At 71.3% G+C, this 21990-nt stretch carries 20 protein-coding genes; 13 read left to right on the top strand and 7 right to left on the bottom strand.

Features of this window, described 5'->3' with window-relative positions; translation table 11 throughout:
* Nucleotides 1–113 precede the first annotated feature (113 nt).
* The 3 genes from BG418_RS00740 (at nucleotide 114) to BG418_RS00730 (ending at nucleotide 2868) form a co-directional block, all read left to right on the top strand.
* Nucleotides 114–773, top strand: coding sequence for a PadR family transcriptional regulator (locus BG418_RS00740; RefSeq protein WP_188271634.1), 660 nt, complete (start codon nucleotides 114–116; stop codon nucleotides 771–773).
* Nucleotides 774–973: 200 nt separating this feature from the next.
* On the top strand, nucleotides 974–2041 hold the full coding sequence (locus BG418_RS00735) for an ATP-binding cassette domain-containing protein (protein WP_188271633.1): 1068 nt from the start codon (nucleotides 974–976) through the stop codon (nucleotides 2039–2041).
* Between the two features lie 80 nt (nucleotides 2042–2121).
* Nucleotides 2122–2868, top strand: a complete 747-nt coding sequence (locus BG418_RS00730) for an ABC transporter permease (protein ID WP_223184186.1) — start codon at nucleotides 2122–2124, stop codon at nucleotides 2866–2868.
* A 132-nt stretch (nucleotides 2869–3000) separates the two neighbouring features.
* Here BG418_RS00730 and BG418_RS00725 read toward each other — a convergent pair whose 3' ends face one another.
* Both BG418_RS00725 and BG418_RS00720 read right to left on the bottom strand, forming a co-directional pair.
* The gene (locus BG418_RS00725; protein ID WP_188271631.1) at nucleotides 3001–3846 is read right to left on the bottom strand and encodes a siderophore-interacting protein; all 846 of its coding nucleotides are present in this window, start codon (nucleotides 3844–3846) and stop codon (nucleotides 3001–3003) included.
* 82 nt (nucleotides 3847–3928) lie between these two features.
* The gene (locus tag BG418_RS00720; RefSeq protein WP_188271688.1) at nucleotides 3929–4837 is read right to left on the bottom strand and encodes a 5'-3' exonuclease; all 909 of its coding nucleotides are present in this window, start codon (nucleotides 4835–4837) and stop codon (nucleotides 3929–3931) included.
* Between the two features lie 251 nt (nucleotides 4838–5088).
* Here BG418_RS00720 and BG418_RS00715 point away from each other — a divergent pair, with 251 nt between their 5' ends.
* The 4 genes from BG418_RS00715 to BG418_RS00700 all read left to right on the top strand — a co-directional run bounded on the left by BG418_RS00715 (nucleotide 5089) and on the right by BG418_RS00700 (nucleotide 9490).
* A complete protein-coding gene (locus BG418_RS00715; RefSeq protein WP_188271630.1) occupies nucleotides 5089–6189 on the top strand; it encodes a glycine betaine/L-proline ABC transporter ATP-binding protein in 1101 nt (366 codons plus the stop codon).
* Nucleotides 6182–7978: an ABC transporter permease/substrate binding protein gene (locus BG418_RS00710; protein ID WP_188271629.1), complete on the top strand. Its 1797-nt coding sequence runs from the start codon at nucleotides 6182–6184 to the stop codon at nucleotides 7976–7978. Before BG418_RS00715 ends, BG418_RS00710 begins: the two co-directional genes overlap by 8 nt.
* A gap of 229 nt (nucleotides 7979–8207) precedes the next feature.
* Nucleotides 8208–8759 carry a helix-turn-helix domain-containing protein gene (locus BG418_RS00705; RefSeq protein WP_188271628.1) on the top strand — a complete coding sequence of 184 codons (552 nt, stop codon included), beginning with the start codon at nucleotides 8208–8210 and terminating at the stop codon, nucleotides 8757–8759.
* Complete coding sequence (locus tag BG418_RS00700) at nucleotides 8759–9490, top strand: helical backbone metal receptor (RefSeq protein WP_188271627.1); 732 nt, start codon at nucleotides 8759–8761, stop codon at nucleotides 9488–9490. Before BG418_RS00705 ends, BG418_RS00700 begins: the two co-directional genes overlap by 1 nt.
* Here BG418_RS00700 and BG418_RS00695 read toward each other — a convergent pair.
* Nucleotides 9459–10556, bottom strand: coding sequence for a TDT family transporter (locus tag BG418_RS00695; protein WP_188271626.1), 1098 nt, complete (start codon nucleotides 10554–10556; stop codon nucleotides 9459–9461). The two genes, BG418_RS00700 and BG418_RS00695, sit on opposite strands and share 32 nt — an antisense overlap.
* 70 nt (nucleotides 10557–10626) lie before the next feature.
* Here BG418_RS00695 and BG418_RS00690 point away from each other — a divergent pair, with 70 nt between their 5' ends.
* Nucleotides 10627–11556, top strand: coding sequence for a LysR family transcriptional regulator (locus tag BG418_RS00690; protein WP_188271625.1), 930 nt, complete (start codon nucleotides 10627–10629; stop codon nucleotides 11554–11556).
* A gap of 19 nt (nucleotides 11557–11575) precedes the next feature.
* Here BG418_RS00690 and BG418_RS00685 read toward each other — a convergent pair whose 3' ends face one another.
* From BG418_RS00685 to BG418_RS00675, 3 genes are all read right to left on the bottom strand, one after another.
* Entirely contained in the window at nucleotides 11576–12277 is a 702-nt protein-coding gene (locus BG418_RS00685; protein ID WP_188271687.1) for a gamma-glutamyl-gamma-aminobutyrate hydrolase family protein, read from the bottom strand.
* Between the two features lie 54 nt (nucleotides 12278–12331).
* Nucleotides 12332–13786, bottom strand: a complete 1455-nt coding sequence (gene eat / locus BG418_RS00680) for an ethanolamine permease (RefSeq protein WP_188271624.1) — start codon at nucleotides 13784–13786, stop codon at nucleotides 12332–12334.
* A 188-nt stretch (nucleotides 13787–13974) separates the two neighbouring features.
* On the bottom strand, nucleotides 13975–14700 hold the full coding sequence (locus BG418_RS00675; RefSeq protein WP_188271623.1) for a FadR/GntR family transcriptional regulator: 726 nt from the start codon (nucleotides 14698–14700) through the stop codon (nucleotides 13975–13977).
* A 78-nt stretch (nucleotides 14701–14778) separates the two neighbouring features.
* On the opposite strand from BG418_RS00675, the gene BG418_RS00670 reads away from it, so the two are divergent.
* From BG418_RS00670 to BG418_RS00650, 5 genes are all read left to right on the top strand, one after another.
* Complete coding sequence (locus BG418_RS00670; protein WP_188271622.1) at nucleotides 14779–16143, top strand: glutamine synthetase family protein; 1365 nt, start codon at nucleotides 14779–14781, stop codon at nucleotides 16141–16143.
* A gap of 8 nt (nucleotides 16144–16151) precedes the next feature.
* Entirely contained in the window at nucleotides 16152–17534 is a 1383-nt protein-coding gene (locus BG418_RS00665) for an aldehyde dehydrogenase (protein WP_188271621.1), read from the top strand.
* Nucleotides 17531–18313 (top strand): 3-oxoacyl-ACP reductase, encoded by a 783-nt coding sequence (locus tag BG418_RS00660; RefSeq protein WP_188271620.1) that lies wholly within the window; start codon nucleotides 17531–17533, stop codon nucleotides 18311–18313. The genes BG418_RS00665 and BG418_RS00660 overlap by 4 nt, the downstream gene beginning before the upstream one ends.
* Before the next feature lie 101 nt (nucleotides 18314–18414).
* Nucleotides 18415–19689 carry a haloacid dehalogenase-like hydrolase gene (locus BG418_RS00655; protein ID WP_188271619.1) on the top strand — a complete coding sequence of 425 codons (1275 nt, stop codon included), beginning with the start codon at nucleotides 18415–18417 and terminating at the stop codon, nucleotides 19687–19689.
* Nucleotides 19690–19711: 22 nt separating this feature from the next.
* Nucleotides 19712–20659 (top strand): DUF2510 domain-containing protein, encoded by a 948-nt coding sequence (locus BG418_RS00650; RefSeq protein WP_188271618.1) that lies wholly within the window; start codon nucleotides 19712–19714, stop codon nucleotides 20657–20659.
* Nucleotides 20660–20669: 10 nt separating this feature from the next.
* Here BG418_RS00650 and BG418_RS00645 read toward each other — a convergent pair whose 3' ends face one another.
* A complete protein-coding gene (locus BG418_RS00645; protein ID WP_188271617.1) occupies nucleotides 20670–21872 on the bottom strand; it encodes an amino acid deaminase/aldolase in 1203 nt (400 codons plus the stop codon).
* Between the last annotated feature and the right edge of the window lie 118 nt (nucleotides 21873–21990).

Here is a 21990-nt window from a genome sequence, read left to right as displayed (position 1 = left end):
GCGGGGGCCACCCGTCTGTGTGCGTCCACGCCTGGCCATAGACGCGATATGTCGTGGTTGACGGCCCGCTCAACTCGCGATATGTTCGGTGGCGAGTATTCGGAGACGAGGTGATGGCTGTGGCGACGGGACGGCGCAAGCTCCGCAATCCGCTGGCGCTGGCCGTGATGGTGCTGCTCTCGGAGCGCGCGGCCATGCATCCGTACGAGATCGCCCAGACTCTGCGCCGACGCGGCAAGGAGTACAGCATCAAGATCAATTACGGATCGCTGTACACCGTCGTCCAGAACCTCGAAAAGCACGGCTTCGTCGAGTTCGCCGAGGTGCAGCGGCACGGCAACCGCCCCGAGCGGACGCTGTACGCGCTCACCGCGGCCGGGCGCGAGGAGATGGCCGACTGGATGGCCGACATCATCTCCGTGCCGGTGCACGAGTTCCCGATCTTCGAGACGGCGCTCTCCCTCCTGGGGGTGCTGCCGCCCGACGAGGTCATGGAGCTGCTCGATCAGCGTCTGAGCACACTGGAGGTACAGGCCGCCGCGACCCGGGCGGTCCTGGGCAAGCTGAGCGAGACGCTGCCCCGGATCTTCCTGGTGGAGACCGAGTACCAGCTCCATATGGTCGAGGCCGAGACCGAGTGGGTCCGCGGGTTCCGCAAGGAGATCGCGGACGGCACGCTCAGCGGCGTCGCGGGCTGGCGCCAGTGGCACGAGACCGGCGAAGTCCCCGCCGAATGGCGGGAACTGGAGAACGAGGACCACTCCCGCGAGTAGTCGGCGCGGGAGGAGAACAGAAAAGAAAAACCCCGGCGAACGCTGTTGCAGCAGCACTCACCGGGGTTCGAACCCCGGACCGGGCCCACAACGTGGCAGGCCAGGCGATCGAGGTGCGGCACACCAAGGATAGCCCGGCGCTCTCACGTGGATCGGTCCGTCGTACCCGACCCCACGCTCACCACAGGAGAGCCCCCGTCATGAACGCAACTGCGCCGGCGGTCCAGGCGCGCAACACCACGCACGCGCCCGCTGTCGAGGCGCGCAACCTCGTCAAGACGTATCCCGGTGACGTCACCGCGCTCAGCGGGATGGAGATCACCGTCGAGGCAGGCACGGTCTTCGGGCTGCTCGGGCCGAACGGCGCCGGCAAGTCCACCACCGTCAAGATCCTCACCACCCTCGCCCGCCCCGACAGCGGCACCGCGACCGTCGCCGGACACGATGTGCTGCGCCACCCCGACCGGGTGCGGCGCGCGATCGGGGTCGTCGCCCAGCGGTCCGGGGCCGACCCGGTCGCCACCGGACGCGAGAACCTGCGGCTCCAGGGCCGGTTGTACGGGCTGAGGGGCGCGGCCCTGACCCGGCGTGTGGACGAACTCCTTGAGCGGTTCGACCTCGCCGACGCCGCCCAGCGCGTCGTGAAGGGCTACTCGGGCGGGATGCAGCGCCGCCTGGACGTGGCGCTCGGGCTCGTCCACCGGCCCGAGGTGCTGTTCCTGGATGAGCCGACCACCGGGCTCGACCCCGAGGCCCGCACCGCCATGTGGGAGGAGATCTCCCGGCTCGCCGGGGACGAGGGGCTGACGATCCTGCTCACCACCCACTACCTCGAAGAGGCCGACCGGCTCGCCGAGCGCATCGCCATCGTCGACCGGGGCAGGGTCGTCGTGGAGGGCACCCCCGACGAGCTGAAGGGCGAACTGCGCGGGGACGCCGTGCACTTGGAGCTGCGTGAAGCGGTGGGCGGCGGTTCCGGTCGGCTGCTGCGCGACGCGCTCGGCGGGCTGCCGGGTGTGCACGAGATCCTGATCGACGGACGCCGGGTCAGCGCCCGCGCCGACGACGGCGCCGCCGCCGTGCCCGCGCTGCTCGGCGCGCTGGAACGGGCCGGGGCGGCCGTCGCGTCCGCCACCGTCGCCCGGCCCTCCCTCGACGACGTCTATCTGCGCTACGCCGGACGCCGTTTCTCCGAAGCCGAGGCAGCGGCGTCCGCTGACGCGTCCGCCTCCGCTGCCGCCCTCGTCACCGCCGGAGATGCCCGATGAGCACCCAGACCGTTCCTCTGGCCACCGCCTCGCGGGCCTCCTCGGGAAGCCTCGCGCAGACCCTCGCCCAGACCTGGTTCATGACGCAGCGTCAGCTGATGGCGATCGTGCGGCAGCCCGCGTATCTGCTCATCACGCTGATCCAGCCGGTGATCTGGCTGTTCCTGTTCGGGAACCTGTTCAAGAAGATCGTCGAGCTCGGCGGGTTCGGTACGACGTCGTATCTGGACTACCTCGTGCCCGGCATCGTGGTGATGAGCGCGCTCGGGTCCAGTATGTGGGCCGGGATGGGCACGCTGGAGGAGATCGAGCGCGGCACGCTCAACCGGTTCCTGACGACGCCGGTCAGCCGCAGTGCGCTGATGAACGCGAACGTCGCGCAGAACGGCATCAGCATCGCCGTGCAGTCGGTCATCATCCTGCTGCTCGGGCGGATCGGTGGCGCGCACTATCCCGGTGGGTTCCTCGGGATGTTCATCCTGACCGTCGGGGCGATCCTCGTCGGTACGGTGTTCGGCGCGTTCTCCAACGCGTTGGGGATGCTGGTGCGGGAGCGGGAGTCGATCATCGGGATCAACACGTTTCTGCTGCTGCCGCTGACGTTCTTGTCCTCGGCGTTCATGGCGCCGGGGCAGATGCCTTCGTGGATGCGGCACGTGGCCGACTTCAATCCGCTCAACTGGGGTATCGCGGTGGGGCGTTCGGCCTCGTCCGCCGACCCGGACTGGGGGCTCGTCCTCGGGCGGGGTGGGGCGTTGCTCGCGCTCGCGGTGGTGGCTGTGTGGCTGTCCACCCGGACGTTTCGGTCGTATCAGAAGTCCGTCTGAGCGTGGCCTGCCGGGTGCGGTATTCGTCTGCGGGCCGGTGGGGGCTGGTCGCGCAGTTCCCCGCGCCCCTTAACGCCCCTGCGGGGCGCCCTTCGTAGGGTGCGGGGCCCTTGGCCCCGCACCCCGGTCGCGTCAGGCCGCTTCCTGCTCCTGCTCTCGTTCCACCTGCTCGTTCCACTCGCGCTTCACCGCGCGCCACGCGTCGTCGTCCTGGCCCAGGCGCCAGTAGCCCGAGATGGAGAGGCGGTCGCGGGGGATCTGGCGGTCGAGGCGGAGGTGGCGGCGGAGGTCCTTGACGAAGCCCGCCTCGCCGTGGACGAAGGCGTGGACGTCGCCCGCGGGGAACTCCAACTCCCGCACCGCTGCTATCAGTTGGTTGCCCACCGCGGTCTCGCCCCGGTGCAGCCAGGTCACCGTCACCCCGTCCGGGGTCCGCAGCTCCTGCTCCTCCTGCGGGCCCGCGACCTCCACGAAGGCGTGGACCAGGGCGCCGGCCGGAATCCGCTCAAGGGCGGTCGCGATCGCCGGGAGCGCGCTCTCGTCGCCCACCAGGAGATGCCAGTCGGCCGCCGGGTCCGGGGCGTAGCCGCCGCCCGGGCCGACGAACCGGATCACATCGCCGACCTGCGCGCGGGCGGCCCACGGACCGGCCAGGCCCTCGTCGCCGTGGACCACGAAGTCGACGGTCAGCTCGTCGCGCTCGGCGTCCCACTTCCGTACCGTGTACGTGCGCTGGCTGGGCCACTGCTCGCGCGGGAACTCGGCGCGGATCCGCTCCATGTCGAACGGCTCGGGGTAGGCCACACCCTCGGCCGGGAAGAGCAGCTTGACGTAGTGGTCGGTGTGGTCGCCCAGAGTGAAACCACCGCTGCCCGCGCCCCCGAGAACGATGCGGATCATGTGCTCGCTGATCCACTCCGTGCGCACCACGCGCGCCTCGTGCGTTCCCGGTGCCTTGCGGGCCGCTCGTTCTGCCACAGTGCTCTCCCCTGTTTCAGCTCTGCTGTTCATATCTTCTTAGGTTTACCTAAGTTAGCACCTCGCTCAAGCGATATACGTGTCACGGTCGCAGGGTGGTGAGCAGGCGGGGCAGTGAGCTGCCCAGGCCCCAGCGTTCAGCCAGCTGGTCCAGCGTCTCCGGGTGCAGCGCCTCGTCCGGCAGGGCCGGGTCGAAGTCGGGCAGCGGCACGTCCAGGGCCACCCGGACCACCTTCGGCGCCACGTCCAGGTAGTCGGCGGCCTCGATGATGCCCTTGCGCTTGGCGGGCGTCAGCTTGGAGGTGCGGTCCTCGGCCGCCCGGCGCACGCCCGCCAGGTCGCCGTACTCCGTGATCAGCTGCGCCGCCGTCTTCTCGCCGATGCCCTTGACGCCCGGCAGGCCGTCGCTGGCGTCGCCACGCAGGGCCGCGAAGTCCGCGTACTGATCGGCCCGTACTCCGTACTTCGTACGGATGAGGTCGTCGTCGATCAGGTCGCAGTCGCCGACGCCCTTGCGGGGGTAGAGGACGCGCACGCCGCGCTTGTCGTCGACCAGCTGGAACAGGTCGCGGTCGCCCGTGACGATGTCGACCGGGCCGGGGGCCGCCGCCGACAGCGTGCCGATCACGTCGTCCGCCTCGTATCCCGCGACCCCGACCCGGGCGATCCCCAGTGCGTCCAGGACCGCCTCGATCACCGGGACCTGCGGCGCGAGCGTGTCCGGGACCTCCTCCTCGTCCGGGACGCCCTCGGCGGTCTCGGTCGCCACCCGGTGCGCCTTGTAGGAGGGGATCAGCTCGACCCGCCAGTGCGGGCGCCAGTCCGCGTCCATGCAGGCCACCAGGTCGTCCGGGTGGTGGTCCTGGACCAGGCGGGTGATGAAGTCGAGCAGGCCGCGCACGGCGTTGACCGGGGTGCCGTCCGGGGCCCGGACGGTGTCGGGGACCCCGAAATAGGCCCGGAAGTACAGGGAAGCGGTGTCGAGGAGCATCAGGCGTCGCGTCACACCCCGATGATGCCGCACCCCACTGACAGTCACCTCTGCTCACCGCTGAAGCCGTACCCCGCAGATGCCGCACCCCGCTCTCGGCAACCCCTTCGCGCAGTGAACTGGATCACCTTCGCGTTTGCTCCAGGTAAGGCCGGGCAGGCGCGGCGCTGGAGTGGCCCTCGGTGTCAGTTTCAACTACTGCATGAGGAAGCGGACAGATTCCGTACCGCTCCACGGCCCGCGAGCGGGGGATGCGGGCCGTTTTCCGTTCTACCCGTGAGGTGTATGTGTCCAGGCTGCAAGCCGAGCAGCTCTACAAAGTGTTCGGCAGACGACCCGACGAAGCGGTGCGCAAGCTCGCAGGCGGTGCCGACCGCGACGAGCTGCGCGCGGCCGGGACGACGGCGGCGGTGATCGACGCCTCGTTCACGGTGGAGCCCGGCCAGATCTTCGTGGTGATGGGACTCTCGGGATCCGGGAAGTCCACCCTCCTGCGGATGCTCAACGCGCTCATCGAGCCCACCTCGGGCCGCGTCCTCTTCGACGGACAGGACCTGACCAGCCTGTCCGCGAGCGAGCTGCGCACCGTACGCTCGACCAAGATCAGCATGGTCTTCCAGCACTTCGCGCTCTTCCCGCACCGCAGTGTCCTGGAGAACGCCGCCTACGGCCTGGAGGTCCAGGGCGTGCCGCGCGCCGAACGCGAGATGCGCGCCGCCGAGGCCCTGGAGCTGACCGGGCTGGCCGGCTGGGGCGACTCCTGGCCCGACGAGCTCTCCGGCGGTATGCAGCAGCGCGTGGGCCTGGCCCGCGCGCTCGCCACCGACGCCGACCTGCTCCTGATGGACGAGTCGTTCAGCGCGCTCGACCCGCTGATCCGCCGCGACATGCAGGACCAGCTGCTCGAACTGCAGAAGCGGCTCAAGAAGACCATCGTCTTCATCACCCACGACCTCAACGAGGCCATGCGGCTCGGCGACAACATCGCCGTGATGCGCGACGGACGGATCGTCCAGCTCGGCACCGCCGAGGACATCCTCCTGGCCCCGGCCAACGACTACGTGGCCTCGTTCATCCAGGACGTCGACCGCTCCCGGGTGCTCACCGCCGTATCCGTGATGACCGAGCCGGAGCGCGCGGACGCCGGGGAGTGCGACTGCGAGAGCGTCACCCTGGACACCTCGGTGGCCGACCTGTGCGCGGTCGCGGCCAGGGTCCCGCACCCCGTCGCCGTCAAGGGCGCCGACGGTGCGCTGCTCGGTGTCGTACCGCAGGAGCGCCTGATCGCGTTCCTCGGCGACGACGAACGCGGGCCCATGGCCTGCTCGGCGCAGGAGGTGGCCCGTGCCTAGGCTTCCGCTCGGCGACTGGGTCGACAGCGCCGTCACGTTCCTGCAGAACCATCTCTCCTGGCTGTTCGACGCCATCACCAAGGTCGTCAACGGCATGTACGACGGCATCGACGCCGTCCTGTCCGCGCCGCAGCCGCTGCTCTTCGCGGGCATCCTCGCCGTCGTCGCCTGGTGGCTGCGGGGTTTGGTCGCCGGTGTGCTCGCCTTCGGCGGGTTCGCGCTGATCGACTCGATCGAGCTGTGGGACGAGGCCATGTCGACGCTGTCGCTGGTGCTCGTCGCCACCGTGGTGACGCTGGCCCTCGCCATCCCGCTGGGCATCTGGTCGTCCCGGTCCAAGACCGTGAGCGCGATCAGCCGTCCGGTGCTCGACTTCATGCAGACCATGCCGGCGATGGTCTATCTGATCCCCGGCATCATCTTCTTCGGCGTCGGCGTGGTCCCCGGCATCATCGCCACCATCGTCTTCTCGCTGCCCCCGGGCGTACGGATGACGGAGCTCGGCATCCGCCAGGTCGACCCCGAACTGGTCGAGGCGGCCGAGGCGTTCGGCACCACCCCGCGCAACACCCTGCTCAGGGTGCAGCTCCCGCTGGCGCTGCCGACCATCATGGCGGGCGTCAACCAGGTAATCATGCTGGGCCTGTCCATGGTCGTCATCGCGGGCATGGTCGGCGGCGGCGGGCTCGGCGGCGCGGTCTACCGCGCCATCGGCAACGTCGACATCGGCCTCGGCTTCGAGGCGGGCATCTCGATCGTCGTGCTCGCCATGTACCTCGACCGGATGACCGGCGCGCTGGGCCGCGCGGTCTCGCCGGTGGGCCGCCGCGCGCTGGCGAAGGCCCGGACTTCGGGCGCCAAGCTGTGGAACCACCGTCCGCAGCCCGCCGTCGTGGTCGTCGGCGTGGTCGTCCTCGCGCTGGTCGCGGGCGGCATGAACATGTTCGGCTCGTCGTCCACGGCCACCGCCTCCGGCGCCGAGAACGTCGGCAAGGGCAAGAAGGTCTCCATGGGCTACATCCCGTGGGACGAGGGCATCGCCTCCACCTTCCTCTGGAAGGAGCTGCTGGAGCGGCGCGGCTACAAGGTCGACACCAAGCAGTACGAGGCGGGCGCGCTCTACACCGGTATGGCGGGCGGGCAGATCGACTTCGAGACCGACTCCTGGCTCCCGGTCACCCATGCCACGTACTGGCGGAAGTACCACGACAAGCTGGAGGACCTGGGCTCCTGGTACGGCCCGACCTCGCTGGAGCTGAGCGTGCCCTCGTACATGAAGGGCATCGACTCGCTCGACGACCTCAAGGGCAAGTCCGGCCAGTTCAAGGGGCGGATCATCGGCATCGAGCCGAGCGCCGGAATGATGGGGCTGCTCAAGGACAAGGTCCTCAAGGAGTACGGCCTGGACGGCGAGTACAAGGTCGTCGACGGCTCGACGCCGTCGATGCTCGCCGAGCTCAAGCGCGCGTACGCCAAGAAGGAGCCGGTCGTCGTCACGCTCTGGTCGCCGCACTGGGCGTACAGCACGTACGACCTCAAGAAGCTCAAGGACCCCAAGGGCAGCTGGGGTAAGGGCGACGGGGTGCACACCCTGGCCCGCAAGGGCTTCGGGGCCGACAACCCGAAGGTCGGCGCCTGGCTGAAGAACTTCCATATGACCGAGCAGCAGCTCACCGGTCTTGAGGCGAAGATCCAGTCGACCGGCAAGGGCAAGGAGCAGGAAGCCGTCCGCGCCTGGCTCAAGGAGAACCCGGGCCTGGCCGACAAGTGGACGCCCGTGAAGGGCTGACACCTGCCACGCGCGCGTTGACACGCGAAAGGGCGAATGGTTTCAGCCGTCCGCGCCCGCAACGGGGCCCCGCCGAAATACCGGCGGGGCCCCGTCGTCACAAGGTATGCACGGTCATACGCGAGGGCACTCTTCTTCCACACGATGGTGCCCCCGGACGCCGAAGCTGCGTAGGGTGCAGGCAGCGCGGCGGCCGAGTGAGCCATGGTGACGGGGAGGAGCCGGAGAGATGGACGACAAGGAAACTCTTCGGGTGGGCGTGGCCGTGCGGCGGCTGCGCCGCAGGCTGGGGCTCACCCTCGCCGCGGTCGCGGAGCGCAGCGGCCTCTCGGTGCCGTTCCTGAGCCAGATCGAGAACGAGCGCGCCCGCCCCAGCGCCCGCTCCCTCGCGCGCGTGGCGGACGCGCTGGGCACGACCGTCCCCGAGCTGTACGACGCGGCGGACACCGCCCGTACCGTCGAGGTCGCGCGCGCGGACGGGGACGGCGAGGGCGGGGTGCGCCAACTGCTGCGCGGGCACCACCAGCTGCACGCGATGGAGTTCACCGGCGAGCACGACACCGCCCGCGAGTTCCAGCACCGCAACGACGAGTTGATGTACGTGGCCGACGGCGCCGCCGAGGTGGAGGCGGAGGGCCGGGCCTACCGCCTGGAGCGCGGCGACACGCTGTGCCTGTCCGGCGGGGTCCGCCACCGCTGGCGCGCGGCGGTGCCCGGTACCCGGATCCTGCTGGTGGCGGTGGCCGACCACATCGAGGCCATCGAGGAGACCCGGCACTGATGGCATCGCCCCGGGTGGTCTCGTTGGTGCCCTCGCTCACCGAGGCGGTGGCGGTCACGGCCCCCGGGCTCGTCGTCGGCGCGACCGACTGGTGTACGCACCCGGCCGGCCTCGACGTCGTACGCATCGGCGGCACCAAGAACCCCGACGTCCCCGCGATCGTCGCGCTCCGCCCCGACCTGGTGATCGCCAACGAGGAGGAGAACCGCGAACAGGACCTCGCGGCGCTGCGCGCGGCGGGCCTGGAGGTCCTGGTCACCGAAGTACGCGACCTGGAGCAGGCGTTCACCGAGCTGGCCCGGGTCCTGGTCGAGGGCTGCGGTCTGACACGCCCCCACTGGCTCGACGAGGCCCGCCGGGCGTGGGACGCGGTGGCGCACCCCGGCGAGCCTTTCGGAACAGCCGTCGTGCCGATCTGGCGCCGCCCCTGGATGGTGCTCGGCCGCGACACCTTCGCGGGGGACGTGCTGTCCCGGCTCGGCGTCCGCAATGTGTACGCGGACCACGCCGAGCGCTATCCGCGCATCCGCCTCGACGAACTGAACGCCGCCGGGGCCGACTTGGTGGTCCTGCCCGACGAGCCGTACCGCTTCACGCCCGACGACGGCCCCGAGGCGTTCCCGGCACTGCCGGCCGCCCTCGTGGACGGCCGGCTGCTCACCTGGTACGGCCCCTCGCTCGTGGAGGCCCCGGCCGCGCTCAGCGGGGTGCTGCGAGCAGCCTGCCGCTGACCAGGCCGCGGACGGTGTGGAAGCCCGCCACCAGCCACGCCGTCGCGAGCAGGGCGTACAGGCCGACGGAGAGCCAGTCGAAGGCGGCCAGGCCGGTGTGGTGGGCCAGGCCCTCGGCGCCGGTGACGCAGGTGCCGACGGGGAAGGTGAAGGCCCACCAGGTCATCGCGAAGGGCATTCCGGCGCGGGCCGCGCGGACCACCATCGCGGTGGCGAGCGCCAGCCACATCAGGGCGAAGCCGATCACCGGCACGCCGTAGACGACGGCGAACACGCTCAGGCCGTTCGCGTACGGGGCGTCGATCGCGCCCGTGGCCACGTCCGCCAGCTTGTTGACGGCGGTGGTGGACTGGCCGAGGGGGCCGAGGACCAGGAACAGGGCCGGGGTCAGGGCGAGCGGCAGGGGGCCCTCGTGGACGAGCCGGGAGAAGACCAGCGGCAGCATCACCATGGTGGCGAGCAGGCTCATGCCGAACATCGCGTACGAGGCGAGCAGCATCGCCTCCCGGGGCTGGCCGACGGGCAGGTGGGGGACCAGGAGCGCGCCGAGGGTCGCCGAGACCATGGGGGCGACCACGGGGAGCAGCCACACCGGCGAGGCGGTGCCGGAGGCGACCTTGTGGCGCACGACCATCAGATACGGGATGCCCACCGCGACCGCGAGCCCGGTCAGGGTGCCTATGCCGTACAGGATCCAGGCGAGCGTGACGGCCGCGCCCTCGCCGATGACGTTCTTGCCGACGGTGAGGGTGCCGATGCCGACGGCCAGGAACGCCATCGACATACAGCCGTAGAACGGGGCGACGCCCGGGTCGAGGAGGTGGGCGCGGGCCTGGTCGCGGTGGTGCGTCCAGTGGACGGCGCGGGCGGTGACCAGCACCACCAGCATGGTCAGCGACAGGGCCCAGATCACGGTCAGCCCCGGGATGTGGAACGGGAGTCCGGCGCCCGCGTTGGCGATGATCGCCGTGCCCATGACGGCGGCGTACCAGTTGGGACCGAGGTGGCGCAGTGCGGACAACGGGGTCGCCGGTGCCTGTGTGCGCGAATGGATGAGGGTGACCATGTGTCCACCTTCGCCCTGGTCGCAGGGGCCCGCCAGACCGGATCTTTCTATGAGGCCATAAGCTGGGTTTATGAGTACGGCGAGCATGGACGAGTCCGGGCCGGTGTTCCGGCGGGTGCCCGATCTGGGCGCCCTGGAGCTGCTGCTCGCGGTCGCCCGGCACGGCAGCCTCGGGCGGGCCGCGCGCGACCTCGGCATCACCCAGCCCGCCGCGAGCAGCCGGATCCGCGCGATGGAACGCCAGCTCGGGGTGGCCCTGGTCGACCGCTCGCCGCGCGGGTCGAAGCTGACCGCCGAGGGCGTCCTGGTGACGGACTGGGCGCGGCGGGTGGTGGAGGCGGCCGAGGCGTTCGACGCGGGCGCCCAGGCGCTGCGCGGGCGCCGCGACTCCCGGCTGCGGGTCGCCGCGAGCATGACCATCGCCGAGTACCTGCTGCCCGGGTGGCTCATCGCTCTGCGCGCCGAGCGCCCGGGGACGGCGGTCTCGCTGCACGCCGGGAACTCGGCGCTGGTGGCCGAGCGGCTGCTGGCGGGCGAGGCGGACCTGGGGTTCGTGGAGGGCCTGTCGGTGCCGAGTGGGCTCGACGGGGCGGTGATCGGCCATGACCGCCTGGTGGTGGTCGCGGCGCCCGCCCACCCATGGGCCCGCCGCCGCACCCCGCTCACCGCCGCCGAACTGGCCGCCACCCCGCTGATCCTGCGCGAGGAGGGTTCCGGCACCCGTCAGGTCCTGGACGCGGCGCTCACCGCTGCGGGTGGGGTGGCGCCGCCGCTGCTCGAACTCGCCTCCACCACGGCCGTGAAGGCGGCGGTGGTCAGCGGCGCGGGCCCGTCGGTGCTCAGCGAACTCGCCCTCGGCGAGGAGCTGGCGAGTCGGCGCCTGGCGCGGATCCCGCTGGAGGGCGTAGGACTGAGCCGTGACCTGCGCGCGGTCTGGCGCGCGGGCCACCGCCCCACGGGCCCGGCCCGCGACCTGCTGTCGCTGACGCGGGCCCACTGAGACCCGGGCCCGCTGAGCTCTACACGGGGCAGTCGACGCGGGCGCGCGCCGCCTCCACCAGCGCCTCCATCACCTTCGTGTCCTCGCCCAGCTCCGGATGCCACTGCACACCCAACGCCCAGGCCGCGCCCGGGAGTTCGACTGCCTCTGCGGTGCCGTCCTCAGCCAGCGCCGACACCACCAGACCGTCCGCGAGACGGTCCACGGCCTGGTGATGGTAGGTCGGTACAGACGCCTCGCCCGGCTCGATCCCGGCATAGAGCGTGCCGGGAACCGGGCGCACGGTGTGGCGGCCGATGACACCCGTACCGCCGGTGTGGCCGTCCATGTGCTGTACGAGCGTGCCGCCGAGGGCGACGTTCAGCAGTTGCATCCCCCGGCAGATGCCGAGCAGCGGTGTCCCGGACGCCAACGCGGCCTCGATCAGGGCGAGTTCCCACGCGTCCCGCTCCGGCGCGGGCGGCCCGGTCCTGGCATCGCGGTCGGCCCCGTACCGTACGGGCTCGACATCAGGCCCGCCCGCGATCACCACGCCGTCGAGACGGGCCACGACCTGGGCCGCCGTGTCCGGGTCGTCCGGTGGCAGCATCGCGGTGAGGCCGCCCGCCGCCCGCACCAGGCGCGGGTAGTACGCGGGCAGCAGCGCGGCGGGCCAGTCCCACACGCCCCAGCGCACCGAGCTCTCCAGATATGTGCTGACACCGATCAGTGGCCGTCCCACCGCGTTCTCCCTCTCCTTCTGACGAGTGCTGCTGAAGTGCTGCTGAATGGACACTCACTCGCGCTCCAGCTCGGCCTCCGCCGCCGCGAGCGCCGCGAACTCCTCCTCGGGTGCACTGGCCACCAGATGCTTACGGCTGTAGAGACCGAAGTAGGCGACGGCGACCGCGTACACGCCGAGCGCGATCAGCGCCGCCGTCACGTCCACCAGGAACGTGGCGAGAAGCGCCGCGCACGCGAGGACGAGTGCGACCGACGAGGTCAGCGCTCCTCCCGGCGTACGGTACGGGCGCTCCAGATGCGGCTCACGGCGGCGCAGCACGATGTGCGAGAGGGACATCAGTGCGTACGAGACGGTGGCGCCGAAGACGGCGGCGTTCAGCATCCGCGCCCCGTCGCCGGTCGCGGCCGCGAGTGAGAAGGCGATCGCGCCGGGCACGAGCAGACCCAGGTACGGCGCCTTGCGGCGGCTGGTCAGCGACAGGAAGCGCGGCAGATAACCCGCCCGGGAGAGCGCGAAGAGCTGACGCGAGCCCGCGTAGATCAGCGAGAAGAACGACGCCACCAGGCCCGCGAGTCCCGCGTAGTTGACGATCCGGCTCAGCGCCGTGGCCTTGCCGTGCGGTTGCAGCGCCTCGACCAGAGGGTTGCCCGCGTCCTGGATCGCGGCCGAGCCGCGCGCGCCCGCCGAGGCGAAGAAGGTGAGCAGGGCGAGGACCACCAGGATGCCCATGGACCAGCGGATCGCCTTCGGGAGCGTACGGGCCGGGTCGCGGGTCTCCTCGGCCGCCAGCGGTACGCCCTCCACGCCGAGGAAGAACCACATGCCGAACGGGAACGCCGCCCAGATCCCCATCACACCCATCGGCAGCCAGGAGCTCGCGCCGACCGCGTCCTTGTGCACCGCGATGTCGTCGAGGCGGGACGCGTCGAAGTCCATGAACGCGCCGACCGCGAACACCAGCAGCGCGGCCACCGCGACCCCGGTCACCACGAAGCTGAAGCGCAACGCCTCGCCGACGCCCCACAGATGGATGCCGATGAAGATGGCGAAACAGGCGAGGTAGACCGGCCAGCCGGAGGTGAGGCCGAACAGGCCGAGCGATTCGACGTAGTCGCCGATGAAGATGGAGATCGCGGCCGGGGCCAGGACGTACTCGATGAGGATGGCCGTACCGGTGAGGAAGCCGCCCCAGGGGCCGAGCGCGCGTCGGGCGAAGCCGTAGCCGCCGCCCGCCGTGGGCAGTACGGAGGAGAGCTCGGCGAGCGAGAAGACCATGCAGACGTACATCAGGCCCATCAGGGCCATGGCGATCGCGAGCCCGCCGAAACCGCCCTGGGCCAGGCCGAAGTTCCAGCCGGAGTAGTCGCCGGAGACGACGTACGCCACGCCGAGCCCGGTCAGCAGCAGCCAGCCGGCGCTGCCCCGGCGCAGCGCCCTGCGCTCCAGATAGTCGTCCGCCGGTTCGGCGGCGCGGGTCTTGGCGGATTCCGTGGACTCCATGGTCATGACGCGGCTCCCGACGGGGGATGGGGTCAATGGACTGGGGCCATACCTTTGCGGGGAACCCCACCAGAAAGCAAGCCCTTTGCGTTACGTCGGGGTAAACGGGGGCGGTCCTGGGCGCCCCATAGGGGCGCGGGGAACTGCGCGAGCAACCACGCACGGTCCGCAGTCGAAAGGCCACGCGCTCGCCGCTACGTCAAAAACCCCCGAAGCAGCGCCGCAGTCCCCCCGCAATGCTCCCGCATCATCTCCCGCGCCCCATCCGCGTCCCCGTCGAGCACCGCCTCGACCAACGCGGTGTGCTGACGCTGGGAGTGCTCCAAGTTGCGTACGAGCAGCGGGATGCAGTCCAACAGGTCGTTCACGGTGGCCCGCACGGCGGCGTAGCGCGCGGTGAGCGTGGGCGAGCCCGACAGCTCGGCGAGCGTGAGGTGGAGCAGGGTGTCGGCACGGCGGTAGTCGGTGAGCGGCGCGTCATGCGTGCGGGCCAGCGCGTCCCGCAGCCGGTCGGCCTGCTCGTCGGTGAGTCCGTGCGCGGCGCAGAGCCCGGCCGCGCCCACCTCCAGGACCTCGCGGAAGCGCAGCACGTCCTCGACGTCGACCTCCGCGATCCGCCGCCGCAGCTCGTCCTCGCCGGTCGAGGAGGCGCGCGGCAGCACGAACGTTCCGCCGTACCGGCCGCGCCGCGACTCCACCAGGCCCTGGTCGGTGAGGACCTTCAGGACCTCGCGCAGCGTGACCCGGCTGATGCCGAGGCGGTCGGCCAACTCCCGCTCCGACGGCAGCCGTTCACCGGCCGGCACCAGACCGAGCCGGACGACCTGGAGGATCTGCTCCAGCGCCTCCTCGAAGCCGTTGCCGGCCCGCACGGTCCGCAGCACCGGGGCGAGCCGGTCCTCGAAATCCGGCTGCGACATCTGGCCGCACCCCCTTCCCAAGCAATGGTTCTCGGCAATACCTTATGGGTTCTCGGCTGACCGAAGGAGGCTTTTCCCGTGGCAGACCGCACACCCCCGCTCGACATCGACGCGCTGCGCGCGCTCGTCGAGAGCGGCGAGATCGACACTGTGGTCCTGGCCTTCCCCGATATGCAAGGGCGGCTCCAGGGCAAGCGGTTCGCCGCACGTTTCTTCCTCGACGAGGTCGTCGCCCATGGCACCGAGGGCTGCAACTACCTCCTCGCCGTCGACACCGAGATGAACACCGTCGACGGCTACGAGATGTCGTCCTGGGAGCGCGGCTACGGCGACTTCGCCATGCTCCCCGACCTCTCCACCCTGCGCCGCGTCCCCTGGAACGACGGCACGGCCATGCTCATCGCGGACCTCGGCTGGGAGAACGGCGCGCCCGTCGTCGCCGCCCCGCGCCAGATCCTGCGCCGCCAGCTCGACCGGCTCGCCGAGCTCGGGCTGACCGCACAGGTCGGCACCGAGCTGGAGTTCATCGTCTTCCGGGACACCTACGAGCAGGCCTGGAACGCGGACTACCGGGGGCTGACCCCGGCCAACCAGTACAACATCGACTACTCGGTGCTCGGCACCGGCCGGATCGAGCCGCTGCTGCGCCGTATCCGCAACGACATGGCGGGCGCGGGCCTGACCGTCGAGTCCGCCAAGGGCGAGTGCAACCCGGGCCAGCACGAGATCGTCTTCCGCTACGACGAGGCCCTGGTCACCTGCGACCAGCACGCGATCTACAAGACCGGCGCCAAGGAGATCGCCTCCCAGGAGGGCGTCTCGCTCACCTTCATGGCGAAGTACAACGAGCGCGAGGGAAACTCCTGTCACATCCACCTCTCGCTCGCCGACGAGGAGGGCCGCAACGTCATGCCGGGCGACGGCCCGGGAGGCATGTCCGCGCTGATGCGCCACTTCCTGGCCGGACAGCTGGCCGCGCTGCGGGACTTCTCCCTGCTCTACGCGCCGAACATCAACTCGTACAAGCGCTTCCAGCCCGGTTCGTTCGCGCCCACCGCCGTCGCCTGGGGCTACGACAACCGCACCTGTGCGCTGCGGGTGGTCGGTCACGGCCGCTCGTTGCGGTTCGAGAACCGGCTGCCGGGCGGTGACGTCAACCCCCATCTGGCGGTCGCCGGACTGGTCGCGGCGGGTCTGTACGGCGTCGAGCAGAAGCTCGAACTGCCCGACGCCTGCGCCGGGAACGCGTACACCTCGGAGTACGAGCACGTCCCGACCACCCTGCGCGAGGCCGCCGAGCTGTGGGAGAACAGCCCCATCGCCAAGGCCGCCTTCGGGGACGAGGTGGTTGCGCACTACCGCAACATGGCGCGCGTCGAGCTGGACGCCTACGACGCCGCGGTGACCGACTGGGAGCTCCGTCGCTCCTTCGAACGCCTGTGAGGCCCCCGTTGTCCGATGAACCGTACGAGCACCAGGTGCTCAACCCGGCGACGGAGGAGGTCATCGCGACCGTCCCCGCCGCCAGTGCCGAAGACGTGGACGCGGCCGTCGTACGGGCCGCGCGGGCGCAGCAGCAGTGGGCCGCGCTCGCCCCGGCCGACCGGGCCCGGCTGCTGCGCCGCTTCGCCGTCGCGGTCGACGAACACCTCGAAGAACTCGCCCAGTTGGAGGTCGCGGAGGCCGGGCACACGGTCGGCAACGCCCGCTGGGAGGCGGGCAACGTCCGCGATCTGCTCGACTACGCGGCCGGGGGAGTGGAGCGCCTGACGGGACGTCAGATCCCAGTGCCGGGCGGTCTCGACATCACGATCCTCGAACCGCTGGGCGTCGTCGGTGTCATCGCGCCCTGGAACTTCCCGATGCCGATCGCCGCCTGGGGCATGGCCCCGGCGCTCGCCGCCGGGAACGCGGTGATCCTCAAGCCCGCCGAGACCACCCCGCTCACCGCCCTGCGCCTCGCCGGGCTGGCGGTGGCGGCGGGCCTGCCCGAGGACCTGTTCCAGGTGCTCCCGGGCGCGGGCGCCGTCGCGGGCGCGGCCCTCGTCGAGCACCCCGGCGTCGCCAAGATCGTCTTCACCGGCTCCACCCGGGTCGGCAAGCAGATCATGGCCAAGTGCGCGGACCAGGTGAAGCGTCTCACCCTCGAACTCGGCGGCAAGAGCGCCAACATCGTCTTCGCGGACGCCGACATCGAGGCGGCCGCGGCCGCCTCGCCCATGTCGTTCCTCGACAACAGCGGCCAGGACTGCTGCGCCCGCACCCGCATCCTGGTCCAGCGCTCCGTCTACGACCGCTTCCTCGAACTGCTCGCGCCCGGCATCGAGTCCGTCGTCGTCGGCGACCCGGCCGACGAGAAGACCCAGATGGGCCCGCTGATCTCCAAGGTCCAGCTGGAGCGCGTACGTGCGTACGTCGACGGCGACATGGCGGGCATCCGAGGGAGCGCGCCCGACGGCCCCGGCTTCTGGTTCCCGCCGACCGTCCTGACGGGCCTCGCGCCGCACGCGCCGGTCGCGGCCGAGGAGGTCTTCGGGCCGGTCGCCGTGGTGCTGCCGTTCGAGGACGAGGCGGACGCCGTACGCCTGGCCAACGCCACCCGGTACGGCCTGTCCGGCTCGATCTGGACCCGTGACGTGGGGCGCGCCCTGCGGGTCTCCGGCGCGGTCGCGGCGGGCAACCTCTCCGTCAACTCGCACTCCAGCGTGCGCTACTGGACCCCCTTCGGCGGCTACAAGCAGTCGGGCCTGGGCCGTGAGCTCGGCCCGGACGCGCTGGCCGCCTTCACCGAAACCAAGAACGTCTTCATCAGCACGGAAGGCCCCGCACTGTGACCCAGGAAAGCATCTGCCGCCGGCTCGTCGGCCGCACCGCCGTGATCACCGGAGCCGGCAGCGGCATCGGCCTCGCCACCGCCCGCCGCCTCGCCTCCGAGGGCGCCAACGTGGTGTGCGGCGACATCGACGAGGCCGCCGCCAAGAAGGCCGCGGACGAGGTCGGGGGGCTCGCCGTACGCGTCGACGTCACCGACGCCGAGCAGGTCGACGCCCTCTTCAGGGCCGCGTACGACACCTACGGCAGCGTCGACATCGCCTTCAACAACGCGGGCATCTCGCCGCCCGACGACGACTCGATCCTGGAGACCGGGCTCGACGCGTGGAAGCGCGTCCAGGACGTCAACCTCACCTCGGTCTACCTGTGCTGCAAGGCGGCCATCCCGTACATGCGCGAGCAGCGCCGCGGCTCGATCATCAACACCGCGTCCTTCGTGGCCAGGATGGGCGCCGCGACCTCGCAGATCTCGTACACCGCGTCCAAGGGCGGCGTGCTCGCGATGTCGCGCGAGCTGGGCGTGCAGTTCGCCCGCGAGGGCATCCGGGTCAACGCGCTCTGCCCGGGGCCGGTCAACACCCCGCTGCTCCAGGAGCTGTTCGCCAAGGACCCCGAGCGGGCCGCGCGCCGCCTGGTGCACATCCCGCTCGGCCGCTTCGCGCAGGCCGAGGAGATCGCGGCGGCCGTCGCGTTCCTCGCCAGCGACGACTCGTCGTTCGTCAACGCGACGGACTTCCTGGTCGACGGCGGTATTTCCGGCGCGTACGTGACCCCGCTCTAGCCGTTCACCTTTACTCCACCACCCAGACAGCCGGGCGTCGCGCGACGCCCGGCTGTTCTGTCTAGCCTTCCCCCGATCTTCCGTTGGTGACAGGAGTGTTCATGCGCAATGCACGTCGTTGGCAGGCCGCGGCCGCCGCTCTGGCGATCGCGGGGAGTGCCTTCGCCGCCGCCCCCACCGCCCAGGCGCACACGGGCGCGTGCCCCACGCTGACCATCTCGCAGGGCTGGTACGGGCAGAACCAGGCCCGGCTCCAGGAGCTGATCGACAGCTACGGCAAGTGCGGCAAGGGCGCGGGCGCGGCCAAGGGGCACAAGCCCGTCGCGGTCTTCGACTGGGACAACACCGTCGTGAAGAACGACGTCGGCGACGCCACGATGTACTGGATGCTGCGCCACTCCAAGATCCGCCGCCCGCAGCACGGCGACTGGCACACCACCAGCCGCTACCTCACCGACCAGGCGGCCACCGCGCTCGCCGCCGCCTGCCCGTCCGGTGGCCGCACCCTGCCCACGGCCACCGACACCCGCTGCGCCGACGAGATACGCACGGTCTACGGGGAGGGCACGACCACCAAGGGCGCGACCGCCTTCACCGGCTTCGACCGGCGCCGGATCGAGCCGCAGTACGCCTGGCTCGCCCAGCTGATGAACGGCTGGCGCACCGCCGACATCAAGGCGTTCGCCCGCGCCGCCCGCACCGAGAACCTGGCCGCGCCGATGGGCACCGAGCAGCAGGTCGGCACGGCCAAGGTGACCGGCTGGGTGCGCTACTACGACCAGCAGCGCGATCTCATCCGTACGTTCCAGAAGGCCGGGTTCGACGTCTGGATCACCTCGGCGTCGCCCGAGACGGTCGTCGACGAGTGGGTGGGCGGCGTGGGCGTCGCGAAGGACCACGCCATCGGCATCCGCAGCGTCACCTCGCACGGCCGGATCACCCCGCACATCAAGGGCTGCGGCACGGTCGCCGACGGCGAGGACGGGATGATCACGTACATCGACGGCAAGCGGTGCTGGATCAACCAGGAGATCTTCGGGGTGCGCGGGGCGGCCGCCGAGAAGGTCCAGCCGGCCGCGCGGCGCCAGGTGTTCGCGGCGGGCGACTCCGACACCGATGTGTCGTTCCTGCGGGACGCGACCGGGCTGCGGCTCGTGCTGAACCGCAACAAGAACGAGCTGATGTGCCGCGCGTACGACAACAACGACGGCCGCTGGATCGTGAACCCGATGTTCATCCAGCCCAAGGGCCGCAAGAGCGCCGCCTACCCGTGCTCCACCACCGCGTACACGGACCACGACGGCACCGCCGCGCCCGTGCGCCGGGGCGACGGCACGGTCGTGGCCGACCAGCAGGACACGGTGTACGGGGGCTGAACCGCCCCCATAGGGTGGCCTGATGAGCATGACGACGCCGCCCGGCTGGTACCGGGATCCGGGCAGTCCCGCCATCGAGCGCTGGTGGGACGGGACCGCCTGGACCGGGTACACCAGAGCCGCCGGTCAGCCGGTGCCCGTGGTGCCGCCACCGGCCGCGGCCACGGTTCCGCTGCCGCCCGTGGGGGAGCGGCCGCAGGGGCGGGGCCGGGGCGCGGTCGTCGCCGTCGTGGTGGCCGCGGTGGTCCTGGTCTCGGCGATCGTCGCCGGGGTCGCGCTGCTCGGCAAGGACGGCAGCGGCCCGGCGGCCGTCGCGGCGCCGGACGTGCCGACCCAGGCGGCCACCTCGCACGGGCAGAGCACGGCCCCGACCCCGAGCGCGTCGCACACGGACGACCCGAGCGTCCTGGTCGACCAGCTCAACGGCATCACCCTGCCGGTCATGTCCGGCTGGGAGAAGCCCGACTCCACGGTCGGGGGCTACCCCACGATGTGGACCAAGGCCACCTTCGACTGCCCCGGAGACAAGGGCGCGTTCTGCCACCACGCCGTCGTCACCAGCCGCACCGCCACCGCCACCGACCTCAAGACGGCCGAGGCCATCGCGAAGCAGGACATCGCGGACGCCGCCGACGACGCGTACGACAAGGACATCCTCGGCAGCCGCCACTACGGCGGGATGGTCTCGCACCGCGAGGTGCGCTCCGCCTCCGTGGTGGTCGCGGGGCGCACCGGCTATCTGGTCCGCTGGAGCGTCAAGACCGGTGCGGGGAGCGGGGGTTACGTGGAGTCGCTGGCGTTCCCGTCCAGCGTCGGCAGCGAGTCGATGATCATCGTCCGGTTCGCCTTCGACGCGGGGGCGGGCACCGTGCCGCTCACCGGGATGGACCGGATCACCGAGGGCATCCGGGTCATCGGGGGAACGCAGAACGGCGGGGTCGGCAGCAGCGTGGCGCCCCCGGCGCCGTGAACGTCCAGTGTCACAGGAAGGTGCGGCCCTCGCCCCGGTACGTGGGCACGGTCGCGGTGACGCGGTCGCCCTCCACCAGGTGCAACTCGTCGAACCGCTCGCACAGTTCGCCCGCCTTGGCGTGCCGGAACCACACCTTGTCGCCGATCAGCAGATCGTCGGCGGCCGAGCCGAGCAGCGGCGTCTGCACCTCGCCCGCCCCCTCCTGCGGGTCGAAGCGGAGCCCTTCCGGCAGATACGGAACCGGCAGCCGGTCCACGCCCGCAGCGCCCGACGCGGGGTAGCCGCCGCCGAGCACCGTCACCACCCCGACGCCCGGGCGGCGCACCACCGGCTGCGCGAAGAGCGCGGCGGGCCGTCCGGTGAACGACGTGTAGTTGTCGAACAGACGCGGCACATAGAGCCCGGACCCGGCGGCGATCTCGGTGACCGCGTCCTCGGCGGCCGTGTGCTGGACGCTGCCGGTCCCGCCCCCGTTGACGAACTCCAGATCCGGCACGACGGCCCGCACGGCCCGCACCACCTCGGCCCGGCGCGCCGCCAGCTCCTTGCGCGCGGCGCTCTGCATCAGCCGGATCGCCCGCGAGCGCACCGGCCGCCCCGCGATGGCGTCGCCCACCCCGGCGACATGACCCTCGTACGCCATGATCCCCACCAGCCGGAAGCCGGGGCGGCGGTCGATGGACCGGGCCAGGTCCGCGAGTTGCGCGGGGTCGCGCAGCGGGGAGCGGCGGGCGCCGACGCGTACGCGCCCGCCGAGCAGCCGGAGCGTGGTGTCCAGCTCGACGCAGACGCGGACCACGAGGTCGTGGCGCTGCCGGGCCCGGTCGATGAGGTCGAGCTGGGCCGGGTCGTCGACCATGACGGTGATCGCGGCCGCGAGCTTGGGGTCGCCGGTCAGCTCGGTGAACCGCTCCCGGTCGGCGGACGGATACGCCAGCAGGACGTCCTCGAACCCGGCCCGCGCCAGCCAGATCGACTCGGCGAGCGTGAACGACATGATCCCGGCGAATCCCTCGCGCGCCAGCACCCGTTCGAGCAGGGCCCGGCAGCGTACGGACTTGCTGGCGACCCGGATCGGCTTGCCGCCGGAACGCCGGACGAGGTCGTCGGCGTTGGCGTCGAACGCCTCCAGGTCCACGAGCGCGAGCGGGGCGTCGAGAGCTGCGGTGGCCCGGTCGTAGCGGGCCCGGTCGGCTGCGCGCGGAGTCATGGGCAGAGCCTGCCAGAACGTCCTACCCGGGGGTAGGGGGACGATCGGGGCAGATCCCCCGCCCGTTCGGGCCCGGGGCCTGCCCGGTGCACCCAGCCCGTAAAGTATCGCCAACGCG

Origin of the sequence: Streptomyces sp. CBMA152 (assembly GCF_014596475.1) — a bacterium.
In the GTDB taxonomy this organism is placed as follows: domain Bacteria; phylum Actinomycetota; class Actinomycetes; order Streptomycetales; family Streptomycetaceae; genus Streptomyces.
Note: the sequence above shows the minus strand (reverse complement) of the source record. Positions and strands in the feature narration are given on the sequence as shown.

Bases quoted from the DNA above. Each gene is read 5' to 3' on its own strand.
- BG418_RS00740 (WP_188271634.1), top strand. From the start codon at position 114: ATGGCTGTGGCGACGGGACGGCGCAAGCTCCGCAATCCGCTGGCGCTG.
- BG418_RS00735 (WP_188271633.1), top strand. From the start codon at position 974: ATGAACGCAACTGCGCCGGCGGTCCAGGCGCGCAACACCACGCACGCG.
- BG418_RS00730 (WP_223184186.1), top strand. From the start codon at position 2,122: ATGACGCAGCGTCAGCTGATGGCGATCGTGCGGCAGCCCGCGTATCTG.
- BG418_RS00720 (WP_188271688.1), bottom strand. From the start codon at position 4,837: ATGCTCCTCGACACCGCTTCCCTGTACTTCCGGGCCTATTTCGGGGTC.
- BG418_RS00715 (WP_188271630.1), top strand. From the start codon at position 5,089: ATGCGGGCCGTTTTCCGTTCTACCCGTGAGGTGTATGTGTCCAGGCTG.
- BG418_RS00705 (WP_188271628.1), top strand. From the start codon at position 8,208: ATGGACGACAAGGAAACTCTTCGGGTGGGCGTGGCCGTGCGGCGGCTG.
- BG418_RS00700 (WP_188271627.1), top strand. From the start codon at position 8,759: ATGGCATCGCCCCGGGTGGTCTCGTTGGTGCCCTCGCTCACCGAGGCG.
- BG418_RS00695 (WP_188271626.1), bottom strand. From the start codon at position 10,556: ATGGTCACCCTCATCCATTCGCGCACACAGGCACCGGCGACCCCGTTG.
- BG418_RS00690 (WP_188271625.1), top strand. From the start codon at position 10,627: ATGAGTACGGCGAGCATGGACGAGTCCGGGCCGGTGTTCCGGCGGGTG.
- eat (WP_188271624.1), bottom strand. From the start codon at position 13,786: ATGACCATGGAGTCCACGGAATCCGCCAAGACCCGCGCCGCCGAACCG.
- BG418_RS00675 (WP_188271623.1), bottom strand. From the start codon at position 14,700: ATGTCGCAGCCGGATTTCGAGGACCGGCTCGCCCCGGTGCTGCGGACC.
- BG418_RS00655 (WP_188271619.1), top strand. From the start codon at position 18,415: ATGCGCAATGCACGTCGTTGGCAGGCCGCGGCCGCCGCTCTGGCGATC.
- BG418_RS00650 (WP_188271618.1), top strand. From the start codon at position 19,712: ATGAGCATGACGACGCCGCCCGGCTGGTACCGGGATCCGGGCAGTCCC.
- BG418_RS00645 (WP_188271617.1), bottom strand. From the start codon at position 21,872: ATGACTCCGCGCGCAGCCGACCGGGCCCGCTACGACCGGGCCACCGCA.